This is a genomic window from Salinisphaera sp. S4-8, assembly GCF_040361235.1.
Classification (GTDB): Bacteria; Pseudomonadota; Gammaproteobacteria; order Nevskiales; family Salinisphaeraceae; genus Salinisphaera.
In genome coordinates this window covers 210,837-235,182 of record NZ_APNF01000006.1, presented here as the reverse complement: position 1 = coordinate 235,182, position 24,346 = coordinate 210,837, and the positions used below count along the sequence as shown (strand labels likewise).

Genomic DNA, 24,346 nt, shown 5'->3' with positions numbered 1-24,346 from the left:
TCACGGCGCCACAAGCACGTCTCTCGGTACTCGCGACCCCACCGTGTCGCGCTGCAGCGCGACCCACTTTCGTTTGCTTGTCCAAACGAAAGCAGGCAAAGCAAAAAACACCCGAGTTACGCGTTGGCGCCGCGCGCCGAACCCCCTTCGACCCTGTGCTTCTCGTTCGCTCCACACCGGGGCCAATACACGCGGCTAGCCCGTAGCGTCGAGTCGCTACAGCTACAAACCAGGTTTCGCTCTAGTGGCCACGGCCTGTCGGCTTACGCTTTGCTAAGCCGACCTACAAAAGACGTGACCTTGAGCGAGCGACAGCGATGCTTGCCTGTATTTGGCCCCTTGGGCGCAGCGCCGAGCAGCGCGGAGCGCGAGCGGAAAAAGACGGCCGGATGTTTGAGCGTCAGCGAGTTTCCGGCCGTCCCGCTCGCGATTCGTGATGGGAGGAAACCGATGCGTAGCATCGGCGCAAGACAGGGTGTCTTTTGCTTTGGTTACTTTCATTTGGACAAGCAAATGAAAGTGACTCGCACAGCAGTGCGAAACCCCAAGCCAAAATTCACCCGCTCCGTTGATTTCCGAACACCGTGTTTCGGAACACCGCGCCGATTAGCGATTGCAACGCACCTACGACTCTCACCTTTCGGGGCACCGACCGTACGCACGATGCATCGATGCGAACGCAATCGAGGCCGCCCATGAACAACTCCCGTACAGGCGATCTGTTCGCTGACGAGCCGGCCTCAACAGGACCGGCCAAGCCGGCCAAACCAACCGCCGCGCCACAATCCGCGACGCCCGTAATGGCCGAAGAAGTCCACGTAGGTCGGCTTAGGCCGCAGGCCGTAAGCCGACATTCCGGCGTCGCAGCCGGCGTAGCGCTCGGCGCTCAAACCCGCGAAAATCGTGCGTCATGGCCCACACGTAAACCGAGCGCCTATCGCTGCTCACGAGGTTTACGCCCCCTCGGTTTAGCGCTGCAGCGCGATCCACTGTCGTTTGCTTGTCCAAACGGAACTGGGCAAAGCAAAAGACAACCCGGTTACGCGTCGGCCCTGCGCCAGCGCAATACGAAGCGCTCGGGACGAATGGACACGGCCGTGTTGGAATTTGACCCGGTCGCGTCGCATTGGCATCGCATACGCGTTATCGCCCAGCCATTTACGCCCAGGCTATGCGGCAACGATCGGCTCAATATGCCGCTTGGGCCGGTGCGCGGACAAATCGTATGTCGTCTGCATATTCACCCAGAATTCGGGCGATGTATTGAACGCCTCCGACAAAAGCCATGCCGTATCTGCAGAAATGCCCCGCTTACCGCGAATGATCTCATTCACGCGCTGAACGGAAATACCCAGATGGCTGGCCAGCGCCTTCTGGCTCAAACCCAACGGTTCGAGAAATTCATGCAGCAGGATCGCACCCGGATGGGTCGCTGTTCTTTGCGTGGGAATCATCTCGGCACCTCCAAAAGCTTGATGTCGCACTACTCATCCGTGGTAATCCACGATGGCAACGTCATGCGCGTCCGCGCTTTGCCATCGAAATACGATCCGCCACTGGCTGTTGATTCGAATGCTGTGGAATCCCTGGTAGTCGCCGCGCAACGCCTCAAGCCGATTGCCCGGCGGCACCTGCAGATCGCGCACCGTCGTTGCCGCATTGATCATATCCAGCTTGTAGAGCGCCGAATCGAGTATTTGCGAAGGCAACCGCCGTACTTTGTTGCTGGATACGCCGTTGAACAGATCCGCGGTCGCGCGGTTGCCGAAAGACACGATCATCATATCAACTTAATGGATACCGTTAATCCATGCAACGGGAGCAAAGCCAGCCAACCTCGATCAAGTCGTGGATCCGCAAACCGCCCCGGTCGCTTGCTGTGCTCATCTGTTAAGCCTGACCAGCCCAGACCCGGGAGCCGGCATTCCACGGCCAGCGACCGCGCTCGCCAGGCGAAAACTGCGTCGACCCACGGCGAAAACAGAGCGAACCCTCGCCCGGCGTCCGCCGTTTTCGTACGTCGCCGCGCTCCATAACGCGAAGCTCGCAATGACCGAATCCCGCACCGGCGACTTGTTCGACGCGCCAAGCAAAAGCAACAAAGCGACGAGAACGCCCGCCCCCATAGCCGTCGAACAAGCAACGACATCATCGGCCGTACAAGACGCCGCGCTGTCCGATCTCGACCTCGCCCTGGCGGACTGGGCCCGCCGCCACGGCGCCGATCGGCTCGTGGCTCGCGCCTTTGCGCTGGCGAGTTGGGCCGTGGCACAAGGCCATACCTGCCTCGCGCTGGATCAAATCCCCACCGCGTTGATGAGCGCCGTCAACCAGGCCGCGCTGGCGGATGCGCTTGCCACCAGCGATCTCGTTACCGTGCGCGACGGCGCATCGAAGCACGACGACACACCCACACACCCGCTGATTCTAGAAAACGGCCGGCTCTATCTACAGCGCTATCACGCCTACGAAACCGCGCTCGCCCAACGTCTGCGTACGCTGATGAATGCCGCGCCGAGCCCGGTCAACGTCGACGCACTCAAACCCGGCAACGGCCTGTTCGCCGCAGACGCGGCCAACCCCAACGCCACCAACTGGCAGGCCGTGGCCGCCTTTGCGGCCCTGCGCCATCACTTCACGGTGATTTCCGGCGGCCCCGGCACAGGCAAGACCTACACCATCGTTCGCCTGCTGCGCGTGCTCATTGAAGCCGCACTCAGCAACGACGACACACCGCCGCTCATCGCCCTGGCCGCGCCCACCGGCAAGGCCGCCGCGCGCATGCACGAATCCGTACGCAACGGCCTGGAGGACATGGGCGCCGACGCCACCTTCGACAAACAGCGCGTGGAAGCACACATCCCGCAAACCGCCCGCACGCTGCACCGCCTGCTGGGACTCACGGGTGCCACCACCCGCGCCCGTTTCAACACCGACAACCCACTGCCGTATGACGTGGTGATCGTCGACGAAGCCTCGATGGTGGATTTGCCCATGATGGCCAAGCTGGCGGAGGCCATACGCGACGACGCGCGGCTGATTCTGCTCGGCGACCGTTACCAGCTCGCCTCGGTCGAATCCGGCTCCGTGCTGGCCGAAATCTGTGCGAACGCCGGCGTGAACCGCTTCACCGAAAACCAGCAAGCCGCTGCCGGCGAACTGTTGGCGCAACCGAGGCAACCCGCCAACCATGCCCTGGCCGATCACGTCGTCACGCTACAAACCAGCCGCCGCTTCAACGCCGACAGCACCATCGGCCAACTTGCCGCCGCCGTAAACGCAGGCGACATCAAAGCCGCCGAAACACTGCTCACCGCTGGCCACGACGATCTCGTCTATCACCCACGCGCCGACGCCGCGGCGATCAGCCAACTAATCGATCGCCTGACGGAGAACTACGCCAAACTACTCGACGCAACGGACCCGACGCTCGCACTCGCCGAACTGGGCAAACAAACCGTACTCACCGCCGTACGCCAGGGCCCCGCCGGCAGCGAAACCCTCAACGCCGGCATCACCGAACGCCTCGCTCGTCGCTTCGACTTCAACCCCGGCCAGCCGTGGTATCACGGCCGCCCCGTCATGGTTAGACGAAATGACTACAAGACCGGGCTCTACAACGGCGATGTCGGTATTGCGCTCAAAAACGCAGACGGGCAACTTAGAGTCTGGTTCGAGGGGGATAACGGCCTACGCGCGTTCCTGCCGAGCGCACTACCCGCGCACGACACCGTGTACGCAATGACCATCCACAAAAGCCAGGGCTCCGAGTTCGATGCCGTCACACTCGTGCTGCCGGACTACGACGTGCCGGTTTTAACGCGGGAGTTGTTTTATACGGGGTTGACGAGGGGACGGGAGCAGTTGTCGATTTACTCGCAGCGAAACGCGCTTGAGCAAACCGTTACTCGTCGCGTCTTGAGAGTATCTGGGTTAGCAGAGCGCATCGCCCAACCTGGCGAAAAGTAATCCATTGGCGTACCATCCTCGTATGCAGACCGTAGCCGAGACGCCGGAGTTCTCGCGCAAGATTCGCAAGTTGATCGGCGATGCTGACTACCAAGCGCTGATCGCGTATCTGGCAGAACATCCAAAAGCCGGCGACCTCATGCGAGGCACCGGCGGCATACGAAAGCTTCGATGGGCTCGCGACGGATCCGGCAAAAGCGGTGGCGTTCGTGTCGTCTACTACTTTCACGACGAACGCATACCCCTTTATCTGCTCACGATTTTCGGCAAGAACGAAAAGACCAATATCTCGCAAGCTGAACGCAACGCACTTGCTCAGCTTGTCGCACTGCTCACCAAGACAGCAGGAGTCTAGACATGAGCGACGCGTTTGAAAGTATCAAGGCCGGTCTCGAACAGGCGATCGCGCATCAAGCGAATAAGCCGAACGAGGTCGTCGTTCATGAAATGTCGGCTACAGACGTTAAGGCCGTACGCGATAAGGTTGGCATGACCCAGCGCGAGTTCGCTGCTTCGTTCGGTATCAGCCTCGGGACATTGCGGCATTGGGAGCGTGGGGATAGGCAGCCGCACGGCCCCGCTCGGGTTTTGCTCAATGTGCTTGACCGGCGGCCCGATGCTGTACTTGGCGCGCTTACGGAGTCCAATGTCATTGCGGCGGCGCACGATGCAAGACCTGACCCCAACTAGCTCCGGATTATACGAGCGCACACCGCCCCAGCATGTCGCTAATACGCATATCGCAGCCGCGCCCCGCCGTAAGACGAAATGACTACAAGACCGGGGTCTAAAAGGGCGATGTGGGTATTGCGCTCGAAAACCGAGACGGGCAACTTAGAATCTGGTTTAAGGGGGATAACGGCCTGCGCCCTTTCCTACCCAGCGCCCTGGCCGCACACGACACCGTGTACGCAATGACTATCCACAAAAGCTAGGGCTCGGCGTTCGATGCCGTGATGCTCGTACTGCCGGCCTACGATGTGCAGATTTGGACCTAGGAGTTGTTTTATACGGCGTTGACGCGCGGGCGGGAGCGCTTAGCCATTTTTGCTGAATCGAGCGGTTTGACACGGACGGTTGACGAGCGAGTTGCGCGCGTGTCGGGGCTCGCAGATTGCGCTTAACTACACACGACCGATCATGAGCAGCAGCACAAGCCGCTTAACCCACAAGCGTAGTTAGCCTCGCCCATGCTTCAGAACATTATTGGCGTATTGCAGCAGCATATATACGGAGTAAACACGGGATGACTGAGGACACGGAATCTCCAAATCTTCTCAAGGTTCGAGATGACCATGAGCCACTGCATTTTGTTGCAAAAGGCGATCATTTCAAGCTCCAAGCAGGCTCGAAAGTCTCTTGGTTAGGGTCGACAGAGTTTGGTGTTAAAGAACTCCGTAATCGAATTGAGCCTTGGCTTACATCGCTGTTTCAGTCCGAGCACCTCTCGGTACTGGCCGGCTCCGGACTCACCCATGCCGTACACCACATAGCTACAGGAGAGGCTGCTGCTGGAATGGGCGCTATGCCTATCACCAGCTATCGGAAAGAAATCGACCAAGCGGCCGAAAAAACCGCAAGTGCAGCCTGCCGCGAGAAAGGCAATCTGGAAGATCAATTACGCGCTGCTAATGAATTGCTCCGCGGTCTAGAAATCCTCGGACACGACTCCGATGCCAACGTATTGCGCAACGAGCTTCAGAGCGGCATTAAGACATTTGCACAGTCAATTCTCAAGAGCGAGGCGGGCATAGCCAATGCCGAAGATCGCAAGCGCGAGCAGGCTTTCAACACGCTGGTGACCTTTCTAATGAGTTTTGCTAGCCGCACCGGGATGCGTGATCGGCTGAACATTTTTACAACTAACTATGATCGGCTAATAGAGGCCGGATCAGAATTGGCTGGTCTACACCTGCTCGATCGTTTTCTCGGTAATCTCACGCCAATTTTCCGCGCTTCGCGCTTGGATCTAGACATGCATTACAACCCGCCAGGTATTCGCGGTGAACCGCGTTATCTGGAAGGCGTAGCGCGCTACACCAAACTGCATGGTTCCGTTGACTGGTTACAAACTGGCCAAGACATCCGGCGTTTCGGTCTGCCTTTCGGGGCTGACAGCGTAACGCCCTATTTATCGGCCCCGGGCCTCGGTGAGACCACTGCGCATCAATTAATGATTTATCCAAACTCTGCTAAAGACAGGGAAACTGCCGACTATCCTTATGTGGAGTTGTTTCGAGATTTGGCGGCAGCTGTATGCCGCCCAAACAGTACGCTTATAACCTATGGTTACAGCTTCGGCGACGAGCATATCAATCGCGTGATTCGCGACATGCTTTCCATTCCTTCAACCCATCTGGTCGTGATCTCGCGGGACGATCCGCTCGGCCGAATCAAGCAAGCCTACGAAGAGATAGGCCGACCATCGCAGATTAGTTTGCTGCTCGGGCCGGCGCTAGCGGATTTGAAGACGCTTACCGAACACTATCTACCTAAGGCCGCCATCGATAAAACAACAATACGGATGAGTGAGTTGATAAAGCAGCGATGGGACGCTAAACAGCCACACCCTTCAGCGCAAGACCAAGATACCGATTTTGCGGAAGTACTATGAGTATCTCACCTATGGCGTATGCCGACGCCTTGCGCATTGGCACCATCGACTTCGTATCGCCCGATGAAATAAAAGTGCTACTAGAGATTGAGGCACCCGACGGCGTAGCGCTTAATACCGGTACGCCGCGTCCATTTCCGCGCATCAACGGCTACGTGCTGATCCCGAGCGACGAGGGCCACTTGGTTGCTCAAGTTGAATGGATCACCGTCGAGCGTTCGCAGTATCCCAAGCGCAGAGGTATGCAGGATTTTGGCTTGGTGGATTTGCCCTACCCGCTGCGCAAGATGAGCCTAAATCCTCTGGGCTCGCTGTCTTATGACACCAGCGAGACAACCGGTAGTCAGAACTATCGGTTCTGGCGCGGTGTCGAGAGCTATCCGACCGTAGGCGATTCGGTCCTGCTTCCGACTCAAAATCAGCTGCGTGCCATCGTGGAGTCTGGCGATAACCGACACGTAATGATTGGCACCAGCCCACTGGCTGCCAATGCCGAAGTACGCGTCGACCCTGACCGGCTATTTGGTCGCCATTTAGCCGTGCTAGGAAATACCGGCAGTGGCAAATCATGTTCTGTTTCAGGGTTGATCCGCTGGTCAATGCACGCGGCCAAAGAAGCGCGCAGTGATGGGAGCACTCCTAATGCACGTTTCATCGTGCTTGACCCTAACGGCGAGTATTCCAACACCTTCCGCGACATGAGCAAAGTCCGTGTGTTCGCCGTCGAACCGGATGAAAATGTTGAACAATTGCAAGTGCCCTTATGGTTCTGGAACAGCGAAGAGTGGAGTGCGTTTACCCAAGCGAGCCCCAAGGCTCAGCAGCCCACGCTGGTGCAAGCGCTGCGAGCCGTTCGGGAAGGGGTGTTTACCGGAACAGTCACGCATAGCCACGAAATGCGCCGCTATTTGCGCACGCTGGTCAGCATTCTGCAATTGGAGCGTAATGCGGGAAGTCCATGGGGAAAATTTCCTCATCCCAAAAATTTCTTTGAAAAATTAAAGAAATGGCAAGACGGACTAGGCAATCATGAATCTTTCAGTACTGACGAAACAGCAGCACTTGAAAACATACGAGACAAAATCGCGGCTTTTGTTAGCGAACGCAGTAATCAGTACCCCACCTATGAATTCACTCGCGGCGACATTGATGAGCTTCTGGCGCTAATTCAGACAGCGCACGCTATCTTTGGGGGAAGCGACACCGACAATTTACCTATTGATGCGGACGTGCCTCGCCAGTTCTCGGGAGATCAACTTCTGAGAAGCATCGAAGCCACCGCAGAGCTTCTAGGGGTGTCGGAATATGTCGAGACGATGCAGATGCGCATCCGTACCATCTTGTCGGATAGCCGTATGAAGGTAGTGTCTGGCGAGGACACAGAATTAACGCTGGATGACTGGCTTAGAAACTACATTGGCGATAGTCAAGCATCAAATGGTTCCATCACCGTCATTGACCTCTCTCTTGTACCCGCCGAGATGGTACACGTCATCACTTCTGTAATCGCACGCATGACGCTCGAGGCTCAACAGCGATACCGCAAGCTGAACCGCGGCAAGACCCTACCCACCACGCTAGTAATGGAGGAGGCGCACACCTTCATTAAGCGCTATAACCACGACGGCAAAGACCAAAATTCGGCGGCTATCTGTTGTCAAGTCTTCGAAAAAATAGCTCGTGAAGGCCGAAAATTTGGGCTAGGCTTAGTGCTGTCTTCGCAACGCCCAAGCGAGCTATCGCCTACTGTGCTTTCTCAGTGTAATAGCTTTTTGATGCACCGCATCAGTAACGACCGAGACCAAGACCTCGTGCATAAGCTAGTGCCCGACAACCTGCGCGGCCTATTGCGAGATCTTCCATCGCTACCCTCTCGTCACGCTATCCTGCTCGGCTGGGCATCGGAACTGCCGGTCTTGGTTCAAATGAGAGCGCTACCTGAGCATCATCGCCCGAAATCGGACGACCCGGATTTTTGGGCCGTCTGGACGGGTCAAAACAGTAAAGGCGAGACTGTCGAACGCGAGGTGGATTGGAAGGCGATTGCCGAGGACTGGCAGCAGGTCGACACGTCCATTCAAGACTAAGCAACCGCTTCGGCGTCAGATACCCTCTCGAACTTCCCGCGCCGCCATCGTCATATCGGCCTGCGGCGATCCGGGGACGGCGATCCGGGGACAGTATACTAAACGCGCCCGCAGAGCATTGCCGTTCACGCTAGAGCCCAGGCATAGCTCTGCAAGCTCAACTCCCCGCTAAACCGCAATCTGATCTAAAAATTACAGCGCCGGTAAGTTCACCCGCCGCGGCACTAGCTCGAGGCCGCGACGGCCAGTGCTCTTCGCACCGTCGAGTTTGTCGTCGGCCACATACAGTACCGGTCCGCTCATCACACGTGGGCGTAATGGCCGGGCTAGTACGCCCCCGCGCCTAAGCACGATCTCTTTAGGCCGACAGTTCCAGGCGTCGATCACTGCGGGCAGGTCTTCCAGCACACTTGAACTCTTCCGCCCCATCACGCATACGGCACATGGTTCACCCGTAAAACTTAAGCGCGGCACTACTCGAACACTAATTCAAGGCCCGCCGGGTGCCGCCGATAGTCGATTAAGTTGTGCGCAAGCGATCGCCGGAATCATCGGCAGAACAATGGCTTGACCATGCAACGAACATGCTGATCCGGTGTTCGCCCTCGCCTGCGTGTGGCGTTCCGGAAAGGCCGGTGCCCTTTCGTTTAATCGATTGTTTTGGAGAATTACAAATGACTCGAATCGACCGAACCCATTCGGGCGCGTCGCGTGCCGCACGCTGGCCCGCCCGTACGACGCTGGCTGCGGCCTGTGCGATTGCTTTGGGCCTGGCCGGCTGTGGTGGCGGAAGCGGCGGCGGTGACGACGACGGCAGCTCGACGAGCACCACCTCCGGCTCGACCAGCGAGAGTGTGTTCGCGCGCGGGCCGGTCACCGGCTTCGGGAGTGTCATCGTCAACGGCCGGCGTTTCTCGACCGAAGATGCGGCGATCCTGTTTGGCGATGAAAGCGACGTCGAGGCGCGCCTGCGTGTCGGCCAGATCGTCGAAGTCAAAGCACGCCGCGAAAACGGGTTGCTGGTGGCCGCAAGCGTGCGCTACGACGCCTCGCTCAAGGGCCCGATCACTGCCCTGGCGCTCGACAATAACCGCTTCGAGGTCGCCGGCCAACCGGTGAAGGTCGTCGGCGCCACCGTGTTCGACGACGATAACGCGTTGGACACGCTCGCGCTCGGCGATGTGGTCGAGATCAGTGGCCAGCGCACGGGCGCCGGGTTCACGGTCGCAAGCTATGTGGACGTCGACAACGAGAGCGACGCGGATGCCGTCACCGTTACCGGTGATGTCCGCAATCTCGATACCCAGCTGCGGCGGTTCACCGTGGGCAGTCTGACGATCGACTACGGCAACGCCGAGCTGGAGATCGATCGCGACGGCGGCCTTGCCAACCGGTTGCTCGTAAAAGTCGAGGGCCGCCTCGATGCAAACGACGTTCTACTGGCCGACAAGGTCGAGGACGAATCGTATGACGAAGATTTCTTCGATGACGGCGCCGAAGTGGAATTGTTCGGCCAGATCAGCGAACTGACCGGTACGAACGGCTTCGTGCTTCGGGGCGTGACGATCCGCTTCGACGCCAATACCAAGTTCGACGATGGCAGCGTGGCCAATCTCGGCGTCGGCGCGGTGGTCGAGGTCGAAGGCGTCGTTGACGATAACGGCGTTCTGCTTGCCAAGGAGATTTCCTTCGATGAGGATTTCGGCGATCGGGACGACGATAGTAATGATGTTGAAGACGACGATCGTCGCGAAGACATCGAATTCGCCGGCCGTGTCAGTTCCGTGGCCAAAGACGCGATCGAACTCTTCGGCGTGACGGTCCGTGTGGAGGATCGCACCCGCCTGCTCGACGAGCGCGACGACCGTCGGACCTTCAGCCTGGCGGATATTCAGCCCGGCGACCGGGTGGAACTGGCCGCGCGCAATGACGACGGCACGCTCTTCGCAAGCCGTGTCGAACGTGAGGACGACGAGAAACGCGATGAAATCGAAGGCTTTATCGATCGCTTCGATGGCGGCCTGAAGACGCTCGTGGTTTCCGGCGTGACCATCGACGCCACGGCGGCGTCGTTCGACAATCTCACCGAATCGGATTTCTTCGCGTTGGCGAAGGAAGGCGTTCGTATCGAGATCGAGGGCCGCTTCAACGGCAGTGTCTTCGTCGCCGACGAGATCGAACTCGACGACTGATCCGTTTCGATCGAGCCACTGGGGCCGAGCCATAGGCCCAAGCGAAACGGCCGCGGGGCAACCTGCGGCCTTTTTTTGCCAACACTGCGCCCAGCACGTGTCATTCATCGCCCCACGCCCGGCTGGCGCCGGGTCGTTGGCGGGTGACTTACAGCCCGTAGATTGCCATCGCCCAGCCGGGCATATCGCCCACGGCTTTATCGAGCTGGCCGTGCTTGAAAGTCAGAATATGACGCGGCGGTGCATTCGCCTTCGAGCTGTCGAACACCTGGGCAAGGTCGCACAGTGCAACGGCGGCACGAATATACCGCGGGTTGCGTGCGTATCGCTCCCGTATTTTATGCTCCGGCACGTCATGCCCGCCCTGGGTGACGCGAAACCGCACACGGGCGACCGATATGTCGGCGCTCTGAACGTTGACGTGAAAGATGACGACACGAAAGCCCTGGGCCTTGGCATGCCGGATCAGATCGAGCTTGCTTGAATGCGAGAAGACCGTTTCGGTGACGAACGAGCGCTGGACGTTCAGGTAGGCGTCTCGGGTCGCTGCGGCTACTCGCGCGGCGGCGTAGGCATCGAGCATCTCGCCCTGGGCCTGTCTTTCCTTGCGTATTTCGTCCGCATTGACGAACGGCACGTTGGTCATCGGACCAAGCCGTTGCTCGTAGAGCGTCGACTTACCCGCCCCATTCGGGCCAACGAGCACATACATCGTTGGCCGCGACTCCACTTCAGCTGCCTAGATCTTGCGGATCGATCCCAGCGGCGCGCTGCTTCTCGGCGAGTTGTTTGAAAAAAGCCTTTTCTTCGTCGCCGGCCTTCTCCATGAGGGCTTCATGTTCGACGTCGTATACGGAGCGCTCGTAGGGGTCCAGTTCGTCGGGCGCGACATGCCCACGCAATGCGTCCTGCACCTTGTTACGGTCATATCCAGGCGCGTTTTCGATCGCCTGGCCAACGCGCGCCCAATGCTCGAGCTGCGCTTGAACGGTGCGCGACATCACGCCCGCCTCTTTTCGCGCCTGACCGAGTATGGCGCGTGATAGACGAACACTTTCAGTAGCCATGACCAGCCTCCTGCCTTGCCCTGATTATCCGACGGCGCAGCATCACGCGCCCATCGGCATCAGTTCGAATTTACCACAAATGTGGCAGAAAGGTGCCATCCCAGCCGCACGATCAGCTTGGAGCGGACTGACGTCGCCTATTGCGACCGGTGCCGATTAGTTCCGAAAGCCGCTGGTTTGGTTTGACTCGCCATGTCGTTCGACGGGCGCTCATGGCCCTTTCACAGACGAGTGCCGTTCGGCCACGCTTCCATCAAATCGCTCAGACCATAAAAAACGCCCAGCGAACTGGGCGTTTTCTATGCTTTCGTACGGCCGCTTAGCCGCCGAATTTCTCGTTCTCGCCAACGTCCGGCGTCTTGTCGCTTTGGATGTTGGCCTTGGCCATTTCATAAAGCTGGAAGACCTTGCTTTCCTTGGCCGCCCAGTGCTCACCCATCTGAATATCGATTTCGAGCATGACAACGTCCGGATCTTCCTTTTCCGGCAGCCAGGCGGCGACGCCCGGGTTCCAGTAGCGGTCGATGATGGCCTGATCGTCGGTGATACGCGCGGTACCCGACATCGAGACATAAACGCCCGCTTCCTGGTCGGAGAACGTTAGGCAGATCTCGCTGTCGCCCTTGGCTTCCAGCACTTTCTCCGAACTGCGCCGGGTGTAGAACCAGATCGTGCCGTCGTATTCATCCTGAACCAGATGCATGGGACGGGCACGGGGCACGTCGTCGTCCAAAGTGACGAGCATCCCGACCTGGATGTCTTTGATGAGGTTCCAGATCTTCTGCTTGTGTTCCGGGCTAGACATAATGTTGCAATCCTTCGAGTGCGTTTGAAGTGCGTTCGGCCCAGCGGGCCGATAGACACGGCGTTCGATCGTGGTGCACGGCGTTAACTGCGGTCAATCCATAGCGTGGCCGCAACTCGTCAGCGTCAGTCAAAGTGAGCGCCACCGAGGCCGCAACACGATCTGATAGCCACATAACGGTAGACCAGACGTAGTCCCGCCCTAAGCTGCACGCCATGCGCTTATCTGACGCTTAGTACGCATTGGTAACCGTTTGAGATGCCGCTGAACGCTTGCGAAGCACCGACACCCGGTCCGGCTATGGCATCCGGATTTCGCCGACCCGCCTCATGCGAGTGGTTACGCGGGCCGGGCAGAAACCAGATCAATAAAACTCAACGACTATCCCGCCGCCTGAATAATCGCCGTATGTGCCGTCCGGATGATAGCTGTATTGCCATGGTTCTAGCGTGTGGAAGCGAAACCGCCGTTGGGCATGCGCGTCCAAGTAGCTGGCGATATTCTCGTACTGTCGCTTGATCTTTTCACAACCGTGGTCGCCCGCCTAGGGGATGAAGATCACCAGCGCACAGTATTCAATCGAACCACCCAAATGTGCTCCACCTCGATCCATGAGCGCTTGCAGACGATGCACATCGGCCATGCATGGGCCATTATCCCAACGCCGTTTGACTTCTATTACACCGAAAGGCTGGGAGTCGTTTCGCCAGAGCACGATGTCTGCGCGGTAATTGCCGGCGAGTACGGCGGGAAGCGGTCCGGGTTTCTGATTGGCGCCCGAGCATTCCATAATTTCCGAAAAGCTCTCTTCGCTGGTGGCGCAGGCACGTTTGCGCGAGCATCTCGCCGCTGCAAGCAATTGCTTCATCGCCTCGACAACGAGAAAACTTTCCGCGCCGTAATCCGATAGCCAGCTCCCGCCCGAGAGGTTTTCGTATTCATTGTTGGCGTCGAGAATGGCGTTCAATAGCGCTTCTGTGAGTGCTTTCTTTTTCATATCGGGCCATGGCTCCAATTTGCCTCGACTCGAGTTGCTGAGTTCGCTTCGCCTCCCACGAGACAACTTTTGCTAATCAAAACACCGGATCGCAGGCGCGTAGTGTGCCCGCACGACGATCCACCGCGCAGCTCAATTTCCAGCCCAGTAGACTGAACGCGCGCAACCCGCCCTGCTCCGCAACTCGCTCGACTCAACCGCGCCTACTCGTTTGCCGAAAAGTCATGGCTAGCGGGATCCGCCAATCCACTGTCAACGGCGTCGCCACCCCCATTCGCAGTTTTCGGCCCGCCCACCAGCCATAGCACAGGCACGAGAACAAGCGGCGGCCGTTGATCACCGGCGTCGTACGCTTCGGCTTTGAAATAACCGACAAACAGCACACCAACGATCGGCACTAGCCAAATAACGGCGACTTGCGCCGCTCGACGTAGTTTGGACTCGTCGTCGGTTACAACCAGGTACGTCACCGCACCCTGTAGGTAAAGATGAACTAGAACCAAGGCCGTCAAGACGATCAACAACACAACTGGCATGACTGAACTTCGCCTCTGCCGCCGCTACCCTGACGATTATGCCGATCGCGGTATTGGCGTCGACGACCAACGGTAACGCCCCGATACAGCGCGATCGAATGCGCCGCCGGCGCCACGGGGCTCGCCGTGTTTAGGCTGTTCGGCTCGAACCCAACATACGCGCAATCCACCGCGCAATCGACTTAGCGGGCGACGTTTACACCCCCATCCACCACAAGCGTGGAGCCCACGACATAATCGCCGGCTCGGGATGCGAGGTAGATCGCGGCACCGGCCATGTCTTCGGGCTCGCCGATACGGCGCGAGGGGATTCGGTCAGCGATCTCGTCACCATGGTCGCGCGCGACCTTGTTCATGTTCGAGGCGAACGCGCCGGGGGCGATGGCGCTGACCACGATGCCTTCGGGGGCCAGGCGTACGGCCATGCGCTTGGTCAGGTGGGTCAGACCGGCCTTGGAGGCGTGGTAGGAATAGGTTTCCTGCGGATTGAGCGACAGGCCGTCGATCGAGGCGATGTTGATGATCTTCGCGAGCGGACCGGCGGCGCGCGCTTCCAGCAGCATGGGCTTGAATGCCTGGGCCAGGAAGAACGGCGCTTTCATGTTGAGATCCACGGCCTTGTCCCAGCCGCTTTCGGGGAAGGTATCGAATTCCGCGCCCCAGGCCGCGCCCGCGTTGTTCACGAGAATGTCGAGGGTTTTCTCGTGCTCGCCGTACGCGGCGACCAGCGCTTGAATGCCGTCCATGGTGGACACATCCGCCGGCAGCGAAACACAGGGCCCGATTTCGGAGAGTTCGCGCGCGGTTTCGTCACAGGCGTCGGCTTTGCGTGCGCTGATATAGACGCGCGCACCCTGGCGCAGCAGGCCTTCCGCGATCATGCGGCCGATGCCGCGGGACCCGCCGGTGGCGAGTGCACAACGACCTTCAAGGGAGAAAAGAGCGGCGGTATCCATCCTGAATCCTTTTATCGATATGTTTTGGCCCGGCGCATAAACCAAGCACGGGCGAGCCGTTCGAGAGTGGCGAAGCCCGGTGGAACCGTCAACGCCCCACCGGCCCAGCATGCGGTGGCGCCTTCAGGCGCCACCGCGGGCCCACGTCAGGTGCCGCAGAAGGTGCGCTGCACGACCTCTTCCGGCTTCGGCGGCTGCGCATAATCCGCGAGCTCCGGATGGTCGTCGAACGGATTCGCGACCACCGTGAGCAATTCGTCCAACGGCTGATAATCGCCCGCCTCGGCGGCATCGATGGCTTGCTGGATACGATGGTTACGCGGGATATACGCGGGGTTGACCGCTCGCATGGCCGCGCGACGTTCGGCGTCGTCCCGCGTTTCGTCGGCCAGGCGCTCGCGCCAGCGTGCTGCCCAGCCGTCGAAGCTGGCCCGGTCATCGAATAACGCGCGTACGTTGTCGTCCCGGTCGTCCGCTTCTCGACCGAGATCGGACAGATACCGGAAGGTGAGAGTGAAGTCTGCGCCCTGCTCGGTCATGCACTTGAGCAGATCGTAGGCAAGATCAGCGTCGCCTTCGCGGCGTGCTTCCAGGCCGATCTTGGCCGCCAGACCGTCGTGATAGGTCGTTTCGAAACGCTCGACATAACGTTCGAGCACAGCCTGGGCCTGCGCTACGGCTTTCTCCTGGTCTTCGTCCAGCAACGGCAAAAGACACTCGGCAAAGCGCGCGAGGTTCCACTGGCCAATCCCGGGCTGGCGGTTGTAGGCATAGCGTCCACCGTGATCGATGGAGCTGTACACCGTGGCCGGGTTGTAGCTGTCCATGAAGGCGCAGGGGCCGTAGTCGATCGTTTCCCCCGCAATGGAGACATTATCGGTGTTCATCACCCCGTGGATGAAGCCGACCAGCAGCCACTGCGCGATGAGGTCGGCCGTATGTACCGCCACCTCTTCCAGCAGGGACTGGTAGGGGTTATCGGCATCGGCGCAATGCGGGTAGTGGCGCTCGATGACGTAATCCGCGAGCGCGCGCACGGCTTCGTTATTGCCGCGCCGGGAGAAGTATTCGAACGTGCCCACGCGTACGTGACTTGCCGCAACGCGGGTCAGCACCCCGCCCGGCTCGGCGCGCCTGCGAAGCACCGGTTCGCCGGTCGCGACCATGGCCAGCGCGCGCGTGGTGGGAATCCCAAGTGCGGCCATGCCTTCGCTAACGACATATTCGCGGATGACCGGGCCGAGCGCAGCGCGCCCGTCGCCCCGGCTCGAAAACGGTGTCGGCCCCGCGCCTTTGAGCTGGATATCGCGCCGAACGCCGTTGCGATCGATCATTTCGCCCAGTAGCACGGCCCGGCCATCGCCCAGCAACGGCGAGAAGTTGCCGAACTGATGCCCGGCATAGGCCATCGCCAACGGTTCGGCGCCCTCGGGCACACGATTGCCGGCCAGAATGTCGACCCCCGCGGGGCTTTCGAGCGCCTGCACATCGAGGCCGAGCTGTTCGGCCAAGGGGCGATTGACCCGAAGCAGACGCGCCGCTGTAACGGCCGTCGGCATGGCACGGGCGTGGAATTCGCTCGGCAGGCGGGCATAAGTGTTGTCGAGCACGAACGGCTCGGCGGCTGCGGTTTCGGTCATGGCGATGCCTCCGCGGCAAACGATATTGCCAGCGCGATGTGGGGCGGCTGGCTGGGCTTGACCTTATCAAGGGTGCGGGCCGTGACCGCGACGTTCAACGGCTGGGCATGGGTTCATCCAAGTATGCGCATTTGCGACGCCGCAGCAATGTCGTGGCGCGAAAGCGCCCTTTCAGGCTGGCGCGCCCGGCGATACACGCCGCCCGATGCAAACGCGCCCCCAAGGCGCTTCAAATCGCACGGCGTGCATGAACCTGAACAATCGTGCTATCAAGCCTGCTGCATACACCCGACTGATAGGACTGTCCATGTCGCTCACCCCGGAAGTCGCTGGCGTTGTTGCCAAAATGCGCGAAGCCGAGATCTCGTTTGCCGATCTCGAGCTGGCCGAGGCGCGCCAGTTCTATATCGACACCCTGGCCGCGAGCGGCGGCGAGCCGGTGCCCATGGCCGAAGTCGTCGACCAGACGCTCGCGCTCGACGGCCGCGACCTGGGCGCGCGGCGCTATCGCCCGGAGGGGTTGGCTGCGGGCGCGGCCCCAACGCTTGTGTATTTTCACGGCGGCGGCTGGGTGCTCGGCGATCTGGCATCGCACGATCGCATCTGCCGTCAGCTGGCCCAGCGCGCAGGCTGTCAGCTTATTGCCGTGGATTATCGCCTGGCCCCGGAACATTGCTTGCCGGCGTCTTCCGACGACGCGATCGCCGCCTACGGCTATCTGGTGGAACACGCGCAGGATTTCGATATCGACGTGCAAAGACTCGCGGTCGGCGGTGACAGCGCGGGCGGGCATCTATCCGCCGTGGTGGCGCTGGCCGCCCGTGACGCGGGCTGGCCGCTGGCCCTGCAGGTGTTGATCTACCCGGCCACCGACTTGCGCGAAGCGGCGGGCCAATATCCATCGAAGGGGCGCAATGCGAATGTGCCGCCGCTTACCGCCGAGCTCATGGCCTGGTTCGGCCAGCGCAGCGTGGATGCCAATACCGACCCGCTCGACTGGCGGGTATCACCGATTCTGGCAAAAACACTGGAAGGCACGGCACCCGCGCTGGTGATCACCGCCGGCGCGGATGTGCTTATGGATGAGGGTGTGCTCTATGCCGCGCGGCTGGCCGACGACGGTGTGGATGTCGCCCATGCCCACTACCCGGGCGTGATCCACGGCTTTATCGAAATGCATGCCTGGCTGGCCGCCACTGGCAATGCGATGGACCGAATCGCCGCGGCCGTGCGCACCCATCTGGGCAGCACCGGCTAACGGGCGCTGGCAGGCGCGTGTTTTAAACCCATCGCGCGGCCACCGCACCCGGCGACGACGACAGGGCCGGGCGTCGTATAGCGGCGCCCCGGGGCATTTTAGCCGACCACGCGGTTGCGGCCACCAAACTTGGCCTGATAAAGCTTTTCGTCCGCTGCGTGCAGCATGCGGTCGAGCGGCTGGCCCGGCTTGGTGGTACTGACAAACCCGATACTCGCGGTAAGCGGCAGCACGTCGTTGTTGTGGCGGTAGTGCAACGCTTCGATTGCTTCGCGCAGGCGTTCGGCCAGACGGGCGGCCGCACTGTTGTCGGTATTGGGCAGCAATACACAGAATTCTTCCCCGCCAAGGCGACAGGCCACATCGTCGCCGCGGGTCTGTTCGCGCAGGGTATCCGCGATCTTGCGTAACACGGCATCGCCGGTGGCGTGGCCGTATGCATCGTTAATGCGTTTGAAATGGTCGAGGTCGAGCATCAGCAGCGACAACGGCAGCGTTGCCGTACTCGCCAGACGGCCAAACGCCTGTTCGAGCTGAACCCGATTGGCCAAGCCGGTGAGCGAGTCGGTCAGCGCCTGATGGGAAAGCTGATCCTCGGCGGATTCGCGGCTGGCCTCGTAGAAATAGGCAAACAGATAGGTCCAGAGGGTTACGCCAATGATGTTGGCCGTGGCCCCGGGCGTACTCAAAGCGAAATCGATACCAAAGCGCCAGACAAACAGGCTCGCCGCCACGACGAGGTAGAACATGGAAAACAGACCGCCTAGACGGCGTCCCAGCAACAGGTGCGCCGTCAACGGCATCACCAGCACCCAGCTGAACACCGTGATCGAGGTGGTCGGCGAGGCCAGCGCATAGAGTGTGGCCGCATAGATCGAAACCAGATACCACATGCACCAGCGCCGCAGGTGAAATGTTCTGCGCACCACGGGAGACAACGCCAGCGCGACCACGGTGATGGCCAGATCCACCAACATCAGTCCATAGCGTCCGGCGGCGAAGTTCACGACCACGAAAACAAAGCCGAACACGGCCGTGACCAGCAGCAGAAGACGCAGTAGATTGCGGCGATGTCGATGCGAAAGCGGCATGCCCAGATCGGGCGAGGCAAGGCTCATTCGTTCCCCTGTCCGTACCGAGGGCGTGCCCTCTAATTCATGTTTCCCAGCGGTTATCGGCCGTGTCAGGGTATGTTTAATGCGTTTCAGGCTAGAACGTGTTTGCCACTGAACCCGACGCCAGCCCGCACGATGGGGCTGGCATGCGTCGCGAATGAAACCGGGCCGCTCTGCACAAAGCCCGGCACGCCGCGCTAGCCTGCACTCAGGCGCCCGCCATACGACTGTGACACGCGGGCCCGGTTACGCGCCGTGGGCGATTATCCGCTGCAACCGTTCGGCGAGCGCTTCATATCGATGATCGAAATGATGCCCGCCAGGCAAGGCCACCAGGTGCAGCCCGGCCGCCTCAAGTTCCTGGCATATGGCCTCTGGATCCTCCACGCCGTAGAGACAGGTGGTGCGATCCGCAGGTAGCTGTCGCGCCTCGGGCAGCACGGCAAGCCCCTCGGGCCCAAGGCCGATCCACGACAGCAGGTGATACTCGAAGGTGATATGACTGGCCAGGCCAAGCAAGATGATATCGGCGGTCCGGGCTTTTGTTTGCGCACTCAGCCGATTGAACAGGAACGGCATGACATCGGCACCGCGTGAATAGCCGATCAGCACCACATGCCCCAACTGCCAGCGTTGCCGATAGGTTTGCACGACGCGATCGAGATCGGCCGCAGCCTGGGCGGGCTCGCGCCGGTGCCAGTAATAGCGCAGCGAATCCCAACCGACCACTGCATAGCCGGCCTGTGCCAGCGATTGCCCCACCGCTTTATCCAGCCCGGCCCAGCCGCCGTCGCCCGAGAGCATGACAACCAGCGTATCCCGCGCCGTCGCATTCGCGTGCGTCATTGCCTGCGGCGGATAGATCACCAGCGGCAGATCCGCGACCGCGGCGGCGACGGGCTCACCCCCCGGATGAAAAATACAGCCCGGGGTGCCGACAACAATAGCGGCGAGTCCGAGCAACCAGGCCACGCGCTCACGAAGAAATCGCCGATTCATGTCGTATCTGGTCAAGTGGGGCCGATGCGGCCGATACAATGCCACGCCAGTATATGCGAGCCCACGCAGGCGGACTTCGAAACGTACAATGCCGCCTATTAATCCGGCACCAAAACAGCTGACTGGGTCCGCTGTTTTCAACGCCATCGAACAATAAAGGCCGGCCCGTGTCCCTGTTAATTTTCCATGGCTTCGCAGCCGCTGGCTGCGGCGAGCATGGTTTCACATGCCCGCTTTATTAACCCGAAAACGCATCCATTTTCACGCGGGGTTAATAATTGCAGTCTTCTGCCAGCACCACGCGATTGCGTCCGCCCGTCTTGGCCAGATAGAGCGCGGCGTCGGCCTGGCTGAGCAAATCATGGCTGCGGCGCCGGTTCGGCCCGGCCACGCTCACGCCGATACTGACCGTTACCTGCGGGCCTTCTCCCGGTTTGGGCTCGAAGCTGGCGTCGGCCACGGTCTTGCGTAACCGTTCGGCCACCGCGAGCGCCTGCGCGGCGGTGATGTCGTACAGCACGGTGGCAAATTCTTCGCCGCCGAGCCGGGCAAACAGGTCGCGGCGTTTGATACGGGCGCCGCAGGCGCTGGATACCGCACAGATCACGGCATCCCCCGCGGGGTGGCCATAGCGGTCGTTAATGGTTTTGAAGCGATCGATATCCATGATCAGCAAAGCTATACGGCTGTTCTGGGTATCGTATTTGGTGAGCGCTTCGTTGAGCGCGTGCATCAGACGTCGGCGATTGGGGAAACCGGTGAGCTCATCGGTTTCGCTGAGCCGACGCAGGCGTTGTTCCATCTCGTGGCGGGTGGTGATGTTGCTGGCCAGCCACAGTACGGCGCGCTCGCCGTTCACGGGCGAGCGGATCGGCTGTACACGGCCCTCGAAGCGAATAGGGGTTGCCGGGCCATCGTTGCTATCGACGCCGGCGACATCGGCAGCCGCCAGGTCGTACTCGACGATACGCAGGCAGTTGTCGGCCAGCGTCTGGCGAATTTCGCCGAGAAACCAGTCGGCCTGTGCCTGCGACAGTACGTCGTAGAGGCTGAAGTCCACGAGAAAGGAACCGTCGTGGTAATACTCACGATCCTGGCCGCCGAAAATCGCGGCATAGCGCCCGCTCTCGGTCAGCACGAAAACCGGGTCCGGGAGCGCAGCCAGCGCCTCGCCCATGAGTTGCGTTCCCCGCCGGTCGAGATTTTCGATGTTGATCCCCCAATCAATCAGGCCTACAAATCTGACCGGGCACGTCACAATCTGCAAGTCTGCAGTGACAATTGGGACCAGCCTGCGGCAAAACGCGCGGCGCGAGCCCCTGACTACATCAGGTCACTCGCAAGCCGGCCGTTGCGGCCCGCCCCAATCATCCTGCGCAATCCCACCGCGAGCATAGTCGACACAACCCCTGCCCGAAGTTTGTCGCGCGGCCCTCACTTTTTGAATGCAACTTTCAGCTGACTTGCGACGGCGTGGACCGATGGCGCCTTACGAGCGATGACCTGCGGGTCCGTACAATAGTCGGATACCACCCGAACACGATCGGAACCCGCCAATGAAAACCTCGATTGCACCGGCCCTGCTCGTCCTTTCCGGCCTGATTGCGCTCCTGGCAGGCTGCGTGGGCATTCCGGATGGCACGCGCGCGGTCGAGCCGTTCTCGCTCGATCGATACCTGGGGCGCTGGTACGAAATCGCGCGGCTGGATCACCGTTTCGAGCGGGGTTTGGACTGTGTAAGCGCGACCTACAGCAAACGCGATGATGGCGGCGTGCGCGTGGTCAATCGCGGCGTAGATCTGTCCAAGGGCGAAGCCAGCGAGGCGGTCGGCAAGGCCTATTTCGTGGCGGGCGAAGATACCGCGCGCTTCAAGGTGAGCTTCTTCGGCCCGTTCTATGCCGGCTATAACGTGCTGGCGCTCGACGATGACTACACCACCGCCGTCATCGGCGGCTCCAATCGCGGTTATCTGTGGATTCTGGCCCGCCAGCCCGAACTTCCAAAGACCGAGCGCGCCGCGCTCGTGAACAAGGCCCGCGCGATGGGATTCGATACCCAGGATCTGGTGTATCCGAAACAGGGCGATGTCTGCACGCCCTATCGACAATCCTGATCCATGAACGCCGAACGGCAACTGCCGGCTTGCGATGCACGCGCGGCGCCGAGGTAGCCGACACCCGCAGGCCATGCTATGCCACCGACCGAATTGGCGTGGCACTGGCAAGGCGTGTCGAGACCAGGCCTACGATTGATACCGCAGCTGCCCACAACCACGCACGTTTATAGGGAGTCCGACCATGCTGATACCGGCTGCTGCCCTACTCGTGGGCCTGGCTGTACTGGTATGGAGCTCGGAACGCTTCATCGAAGGGGCCGTGGGCACGGCGCATCATCTACACCTGCCCTCGTTTCTTATTGGTAGCGTGATCGTGGGCGTGGGTACCTCGGCGCCGGAGTTTCTGATTTCCGGGCTATCGGCCTGGCACGGCCAGCCGGGACTTGCCATTGGCAACGCCTACGGCTCGAACATCGCCAATATCGCACTGGTGCTGGGCGTCGCCCTGTTGCTCTCCCCGATTCCGGTGGCAGCGGGGGTGGCCCGCCGCGAAATTGCCCTGCTCGTTGCGGTTACATTGCTCTCGCGATGGCTTATTGACGATGGGGCAATCAGCCGGCTCGATGCGTGTTTGCTGCTGCTGCCGCTCATCGGCTATCTCGCCTTGGTGGCGATCGAGGCACGACGGGCCGGCCAGTCCGCGACCGCGGCGCCGACGATCGACCCGGAGCCGGAGGTGGCACCCCTGGGACGCTCGCTGCTCTGGTTGATCCTTGGCCTGCTTTTGCTGGTCGCAAGCTCACGCCTTCTGGTTTGGGGTGCGAGCACGATCGCGACCGCGCTTGGTGTGAGTGATCTCGTGATCGGTCTGACCGTCGTCGCCGTCGGCACCTCCCTGCCCGAACTGGCCTCGTCGATCAGCGCCGTGCGTCGCAAGGCCTACGCGCTGGTGCTGGGCAACGTGGTGGGCTCGAATTTGTTCAATACGCTTGGCGTGGTTGGCATCGCGGGTCTGATCAATTCGATCGAGATCGAGCCGAGCGTGCGCCACCGTGACTGGCCCATCATGCTCGCGCTGACGGTGTTGCTTTGGCTCTGCGCGATACGATTCGGCCGCCCCAGCGCGCAGCTCAACCGCACGCAAGGCGGGATTTTCGTGCTCGCCTTCATCGTCTATACGGCCTGGCTTGTTATCGGTGCGTTCGCCGCCACCGAGTGAGCTCGGATTGCCGCGGCACGCAGGCCGCACATCGGCACCGCCCGATGTCGCGACATATGCCCGCCGCACGCAGGCTCCGCGTACGGGCGCCTGCCGGTTTTCACGTTACGATAGGACGCCATGCTGCCTGTGCGTCGTACCCCATGACCTGCCCCTGCCAGTCCGGCCTTGCCTACGCACAATGTTGCGCGCCGTATCATCGCGGCCGACCCGCGCCAACGCCGCAGGCGCTGATGCGCGCCCGCTACAGTGCGTACGCCCTGGGCGATACGGCCTACGTGAAATCGAGCTGGCATGCGAGCACGCGGCCCGCCACGCTCGATCTACCGGCCGGCGACCGCTGGCTCGGCCTGACCGTGGTGGACAGCGGCGAACATGACGACGCGGGCTGGGTGCATTTCCGTGCCATCTGTCGCGATGATAACGGCTTTGCCGTACTCGAGGAATATTCCCGATTCCTGCGCGAACACGGCCAGTGTTTCTATGTCGACGGCGAGCCGACGGTGACGGCCCTCAAGCCGGGCCGCAACGACCCCTGCCCCTGCGGCAGCGGTCGAAAATTCAAGAAATGCTGCGCGGCGTGACCGGTAGCGAGAGCGCCGCGACCGCGTTGCCGGGCTTGGCCTGCCAATCAGGCAGGCGCTGCGCTCGGACGCGTTGTCGCACCGGCGGTGAGGACTCCAACGCCACCCGCGAGAGGTTATGCAGCGCTTCCCGGGCGGCCACGACCGTTTGACCGTTCTTGCGCGAGTCATGACGCACGCCGGCCGCGCGCATCGATACGTAACGCGTACCGGCCGCGATTCAGGCGGCCGGTACCCACGGCTGCGTGCGG

Annotated in this window: 22 protein-coding genes; 10 read left to right on the top strand and 12 right to left on the bottom strand. The window is 60.7% G+C overall.

Features of this window, described 5'->3' with window-relative positions; all coding sequences use genetic code 11:
- Positions 1 to 1,169: 1,169 nt before the first annotated feature.
- Together S4A8_RS11390 and S4A8_RS11385 are read right to left on the bottom strand one after the other, a co-directional pair.
- Positions 1,170 to 1,484, bottom strand: a complete 315-nt coding sequence (locus S4A8_RS11390) for a HigA family addiction module antitoxin (protein ID WP_353220240.1) — start codon at positions 1,482 to 1,484, stop codon at positions 1,170 to 1,172.
- A gap of 3 nt (positions 1,485 to 1,487) precedes the next feature.
- A complete protein-coding gene (locus tag S4A8_RS11385) occupies positions 1,488 to 1,784 on the bottom strand; it encodes a type II toxin-antitoxin system RelE/ParE family toxin (protein WP_353220239.1) in 297 nt (98 codons plus the stop codon).
- A 64-nt stretch (positions 1,785 to 1,848) separates the two neighbouring features.
- Here S4A8_RS11385 and recD point away from each other — a divergent pair, with 64 nt between their 5' ends.
- The 6 genes from recD (at position 1,849) to S4A8_RS11355 (ending at position 10,862) form a co-directional block, all read left to right on the top strand.
- Positions 1,849 to 3,969: an exodeoxyribonuclease V subunit alpha gene (gene recD, locus S4A8_RS11380; RefSeq protein ID WP_353220238.1), complete on the top strand. Its 2,121-nt coding sequence runs from the start codon at positions 1,849 to 1,851 to the stop codon at positions 3,967 to 3,969.
- A 22-nt stretch (positions 3,970 to 3,991) separates the two neighbouring features.
- Entirely contained in the window at positions 3,992 to 4,324 is a 333-nt protein-coding gene (locus S4A8_RS11375) for a type II toxin-antitoxin system RelE/ParE family toxin (RefSeq protein WP_353220237.1), read from the top strand.
- Between the two features lie 2 nt (positions 4,325 to 4,326).
- A complete protein-coding gene (locus tag S4A8_RS11370; protein WP_006915196.1) occupies positions 4,327 to 4,659 on the top strand; it encodes a helix-turn-helix domain-containing protein in 333 nt (110 codons plus the stop codon).
- Positions 4,660 to 5,215: 556 nt separating this feature from the next.
- On the top strand, positions 5,216 to 6,583 hold the full coding sequence (locus tag S4A8_RS11365; RefSeq protein WP_353220236.1) for an SIR2 family protein: 1,368 nt from the start codon (positions 5,216 to 5,218) through the stop codon (positions 6,581 to 6,583).
- Positions 6,580 to 8,670: an ATP-binding protein gene (locus tag S4A8_RS11360; protein WP_353220235.1), complete on the top strand. Its 2,091-nt coding sequence runs from the start codon at positions 6,580 to 6,582 to the stop codon at positions 8,668 to 8,670. The genes S4A8_RS11365 and S4A8_RS11360 overlap by 4 nt, the downstream gene beginning before the upstream one ends.
- 674 nt (positions 8,671 to 9,344) lie before the next feature.
- Positions 9,345 to 10,862 (top strand): DUF5666 domain-containing protein, encoded by a 1,518-nt coding sequence (locus S4A8_RS11355; RefSeq protein ID WP_353220234.1) that lies wholly within the window; start codon positions 9,345 to 9,347, stop codon positions 10,860 to 10,862.
- A 148-nt stretch (positions 10,863 to 11,010) separates the two neighbouring features.
- Here S4A8_RS11355 and S4A8_RS11350 read toward each other — a convergent pair whose 3' ends face one another.
- The 7 genes from S4A8_RS11350 to S4A8_RS11320 all read right to left on the bottom strand — a co-directional run bounded on the left by S4A8_RS11350 (position 11,011) and on the right by S4A8_RS11320 (position 16,863).
- Positions 11,011 to 11,574 carry an ATPase gene (locus S4A8_RS11350; protein WP_353220233.1) on the bottom strand — a complete coding sequence of 188 codons (564 nt, stop codon included), beginning with the start codon at positions 11,572 to 11,574 and terminating at the stop codon, positions 11,011 to 11,013.
- A gap of 19 nt (positions 11,575 to 11,593) precedes the next feature.
- Complete coding sequence (locus S4A8_RS11345) at positions 11,594 to 11,929, bottom strand: TA system antitoxin ParD family protein (RefSeq protein ID WP_353220232.1); 336 nt, start codon at positions 11,927 to 11,929, stop codon at positions 11,594 to 11,596.
- 319 nt (positions 11,930 to 12,248) lie between these two features.
- Positions 12,249 to 12,734, bottom strand: coding sequence for a pyridoxamine 5'-phosphate oxidase family protein (locus S4A8_RS11340; protein WP_353220231.1), 486 nt, complete (start codon positions 12,732 to 12,734; stop codon positions 12,249 to 12,251).
- A 544-nt stretch (positions 12,735 to 13,278) separates the two neighbouring features.
- On the bottom strand, positions 13,279 to 13,731 hold the full coding sequence (locus S4A8_RS11335) for a hypothetical protein (RefSeq protein ID WP_353220230.1): 453 nt from the start codon (positions 13,729 to 13,731) through the stop codon (positions 13,279 to 13,281).
- 203 nt (positions 13,732 to 13,934) lie between these two features.
- A complete protein-coding gene (locus tag S4A8_RS11330) occupies positions 13,935 to 14,267 on the bottom strand; it encodes a hypothetical protein (RefSeq protein WP_353220229.1) in 333 nt (110 codons plus the stop codon).
- Positions 14,268 to 14,449: 182 nt separating this feature from the next.
- Positions 14,450 to 15,223, bottom strand: a complete 774-nt coding sequence (locus tag S4A8_RS11325) for an SDR family oxidoreductase (RefSeq protein ID WP_353220228.1) — start codon at positions 15,221 to 15,223, stop codon at positions 14,450 to 14,452.
- Positions 15,224 to 15,369: 146 nt separating this feature from the next.
- Positions 15,370 to 16,863, bottom strand: a complete 1,494-nt coding sequence (locus tag S4A8_RS11320; protein ID WP_353220227.1) for a protein adenylyltransferase SelO — start codon at positions 16,861 to 16,863, stop codon at positions 15,370 to 15,372.
- Between the two features lie 307 nt (positions 16,864 to 17,170).
- Here S4A8_RS11320 and S4A8_RS11315 point away from each other — a divergent pair, with 307 nt between their 5' ends.
- A complete protein-coding gene (locus S4A8_RS11315) occupies positions 17,171 to 18,121 on the top strand; it encodes an alpha/beta hydrolase (protein WP_353220226.1) in 951 nt (316 codons plus the stop codon).
- A 98-nt stretch (positions 18,122 to 18,219) separates the two neighbouring features.
- On the opposite strand, the gene S4A8_RS11310 is transcribed toward S4A8_RS11315, so the two are convergent.
- The 3 genes from S4A8_RS11310 to S4A8_RS11300 form a co-directional block, all read right to left on the bottom strand.
- Complete coding sequence (locus S4A8_RS11310; RefSeq protein WP_353220225.1) at positions 18,220 to 19,239, bottom strand: GGDEF domain-containing protein; 1,020 nt, start codon at positions 19,237 to 19,239, stop codon at positions 18,220 to 18,222.
- A gap of 243 nt (positions 19,240 to 19,482) precedes the next feature.
- A complete protein-coding gene (locus S4A8_RS11305; protein WP_353220224.1) occupies positions 19,483 to 20,382 on the bottom strand; it encodes a virulence factor family protein in 900 nt (299 codons plus the stop codon).
- A 124-nt stretch (positions 20,383 to 20,506) separates the two neighbouring features.
- The gene (locus S4A8_RS11300) at positions 20,507 to 21,412 is read right to left on the bottom strand and encodes a GGDEF domain-containing protein (RefSeq protein ID WP_353220223.1); all 906 of its coding nucleotides are present in this window, start codon (positions 21,410 to 21,412) and stop codon (positions 20,507 to 20,509) included.
- A 379-nt stretch (positions 21,413 to 21,791) separates the two neighbouring features.
- Here S4A8_RS11300 and S4A8_RS11295 point away from each other — a divergent pair, with 379 nt between their 5' ends.
- From S4A8_RS11295 to S4A8_RS11285, 3 genes are all read left to right on the top strand, one after another.
- On the top strand, positions 21,792 to 22,349 hold the full coding sequence (locus tag S4A8_RS11295) for a lipocalin family protein (protein ID WP_353220222.1): 558 nt from the start codon (positions 21,792 to 21,794) through the stop codon (positions 22,347 to 22,349).
- A 184-nt stretch (positions 22,350 to 22,533) separates the two neighbouring features.
- Positions 22,534 to 23,511: a calcium/sodium antiporter gene (locus S4A8_RS11290; protein WP_353220221.1), complete on the top strand. Its 978-nt coding sequence runs from the start codon at positions 22,534 to 22,536 to the stop codon at positions 23,509 to 23,511.
- A gap of 44 nt (positions 23,512 to 23,555) precedes the next feature.
- The gene (locus S4A8_RS11285) at positions 23,556 to 24,095 is read left to right on the top strand and encodes a YchJ family protein (RefSeq protein ID WP_353220220.1); all 540 of its coding nucleotides are present in this window, start codon (positions 23,556 to 23,558) and stop codon (positions 24,093 to 24,095) included.
- Positions 24,096 to 24,346: the final 251 nt, after the last annotated feature.

Coding starts and splice junctions, on each gene's coding strand:
- S4A8_RS11340 (WP_353220231.1), bottom strand. CDS start 12,734: ATGTCTAGCCCGGAACACAAGCAGAAGATCTGGAACCTCATCAAAGAC.
- S4A8_RS11290 (WP_353220221.1), top strand. CDS start 22,534: ATGCTGATACCGGCTGCTGCCCTACTCGTGGGCCTGGCTGTACTGGTA.
- S4A8_RS11355 (WP_353220234.1), top strand. CDS start 9,345: ATGACTCGAATCGACCGAACCCATTCGGGCGCGTCGCGTGCCGCACGC.
- S4A8_RS11330 (WP_353220229.1), bottom strand. CDS start 14,267: ATGCCAGTTGTGTTGTTGATCGTCTTGACGGCCTTGGTTCTAGTTCAT.
- S4A8_RS11365 (WP_353220236.1), top strand. CDS start 5,216: ATGACTGAGGACACGGAATCTCCAAATCTTCTCAAGGTTCGAGATGAC.
- S4A8_RS11295 (WP_353220222.1), top strand. CDS start 21,792: ATGAAAACCTCGATTGCACCGGCCCTGCTCGTCCTTTCCGGCCTGATT.
- S4A8_RS11300 (WP_353220223.1), bottom strand. CDS start 21,412: ATGGGCGAGGCGCTGGCTGCGCTCCCGGACCCGGTTTTCGTGCTGACC.
- S4A8_RS11350 (WP_353220233.1), bottom strand. CDS start 11,574: ATGTATGTGCTCGTTGGCCCGAATGGGGCGGGTAAGTCGACGCTCTAC.
- S4A8_RS11375 (WP_353220237.1), top strand. CDS start 3,992: ATGCAGACCGTAGCCGAGACGCCGGAGTTCTCGCGCAAGATTCGCAAG.
- S4A8_RS11360 (WP_353220235.1), top strand. CDS start 6,580: ATGAGTATCTCACCTATGGCGTATGCCGACGCCTTGCGCATTGGCACC.
- S4A8_RS11325 (WP_353220228.1), bottom strand. CDS start 15,223: ATGGATACCGCCGCTCTTTTCTCCCTTGAAGGTCGTTGTGCACTCGCC.
- S4A8_RS11345 (WP_353220232.1), bottom strand. CDS start 11,929: ATGGCTACTGAAAGTGTTCGTCTATCACGCGCCATACTCGGTCAGGCG.
- S4A8_RS11385 (WP_353220239.1), bottom strand. CDS start 1,784: ATGATGATCGTGTCTTTCGGCAACCGCGCGACCGCGGATCTGTTCAAC.
- S4A8_RS11285 (WP_353220220.1), top strand. CDS start 23,556: ATGTCGCGACATATGCCCGCCGCACGCAGGCTCCGCGTACGGGCGCCT.
- S4A8_RS11305 (WP_353220224.1), bottom strand. CDS start 20,382: ATGGCGTTGAAAACAGCGGACCCAGTCAGCTGTTTTGGTGCCGGATTA.
- S4A8_RS11310 (WP_353220225.1), bottom strand. CDS start 19,239: ATGAGCCTTGCCTCGCCCGATCTGGGCATGCCGCTTTCGCATCGACAT.
- S4A8_RS11320 (WP_353220227.1), bottom strand. CDS start 16,863: ATGACCGAAACCGCAGCCGCCGAGCCGTTCGTGCTCGACAACACTTAT.
- S4A8_RS11335 (WP_353220230.1), bottom strand. CDS start 13,731: ATGAAAAAGAAAGCACTCACAGAAGCGCTATTGAACGCCATTCTCGAC.
- S4A8_RS11315 (WP_353220226.1), top strand. CDS start 17,171: ATGTCGCTCACCCCGGAAGTCGCTGGCGTTGTTGCCAAAATGCGCGAA.
- S4A8_RS11370 (WP_006915196.1), top strand. CDS start 4,327: ATGAGCGACGCGTTTGAAAGTATCAAGGCCGGTCTCGAACAGGCGATC.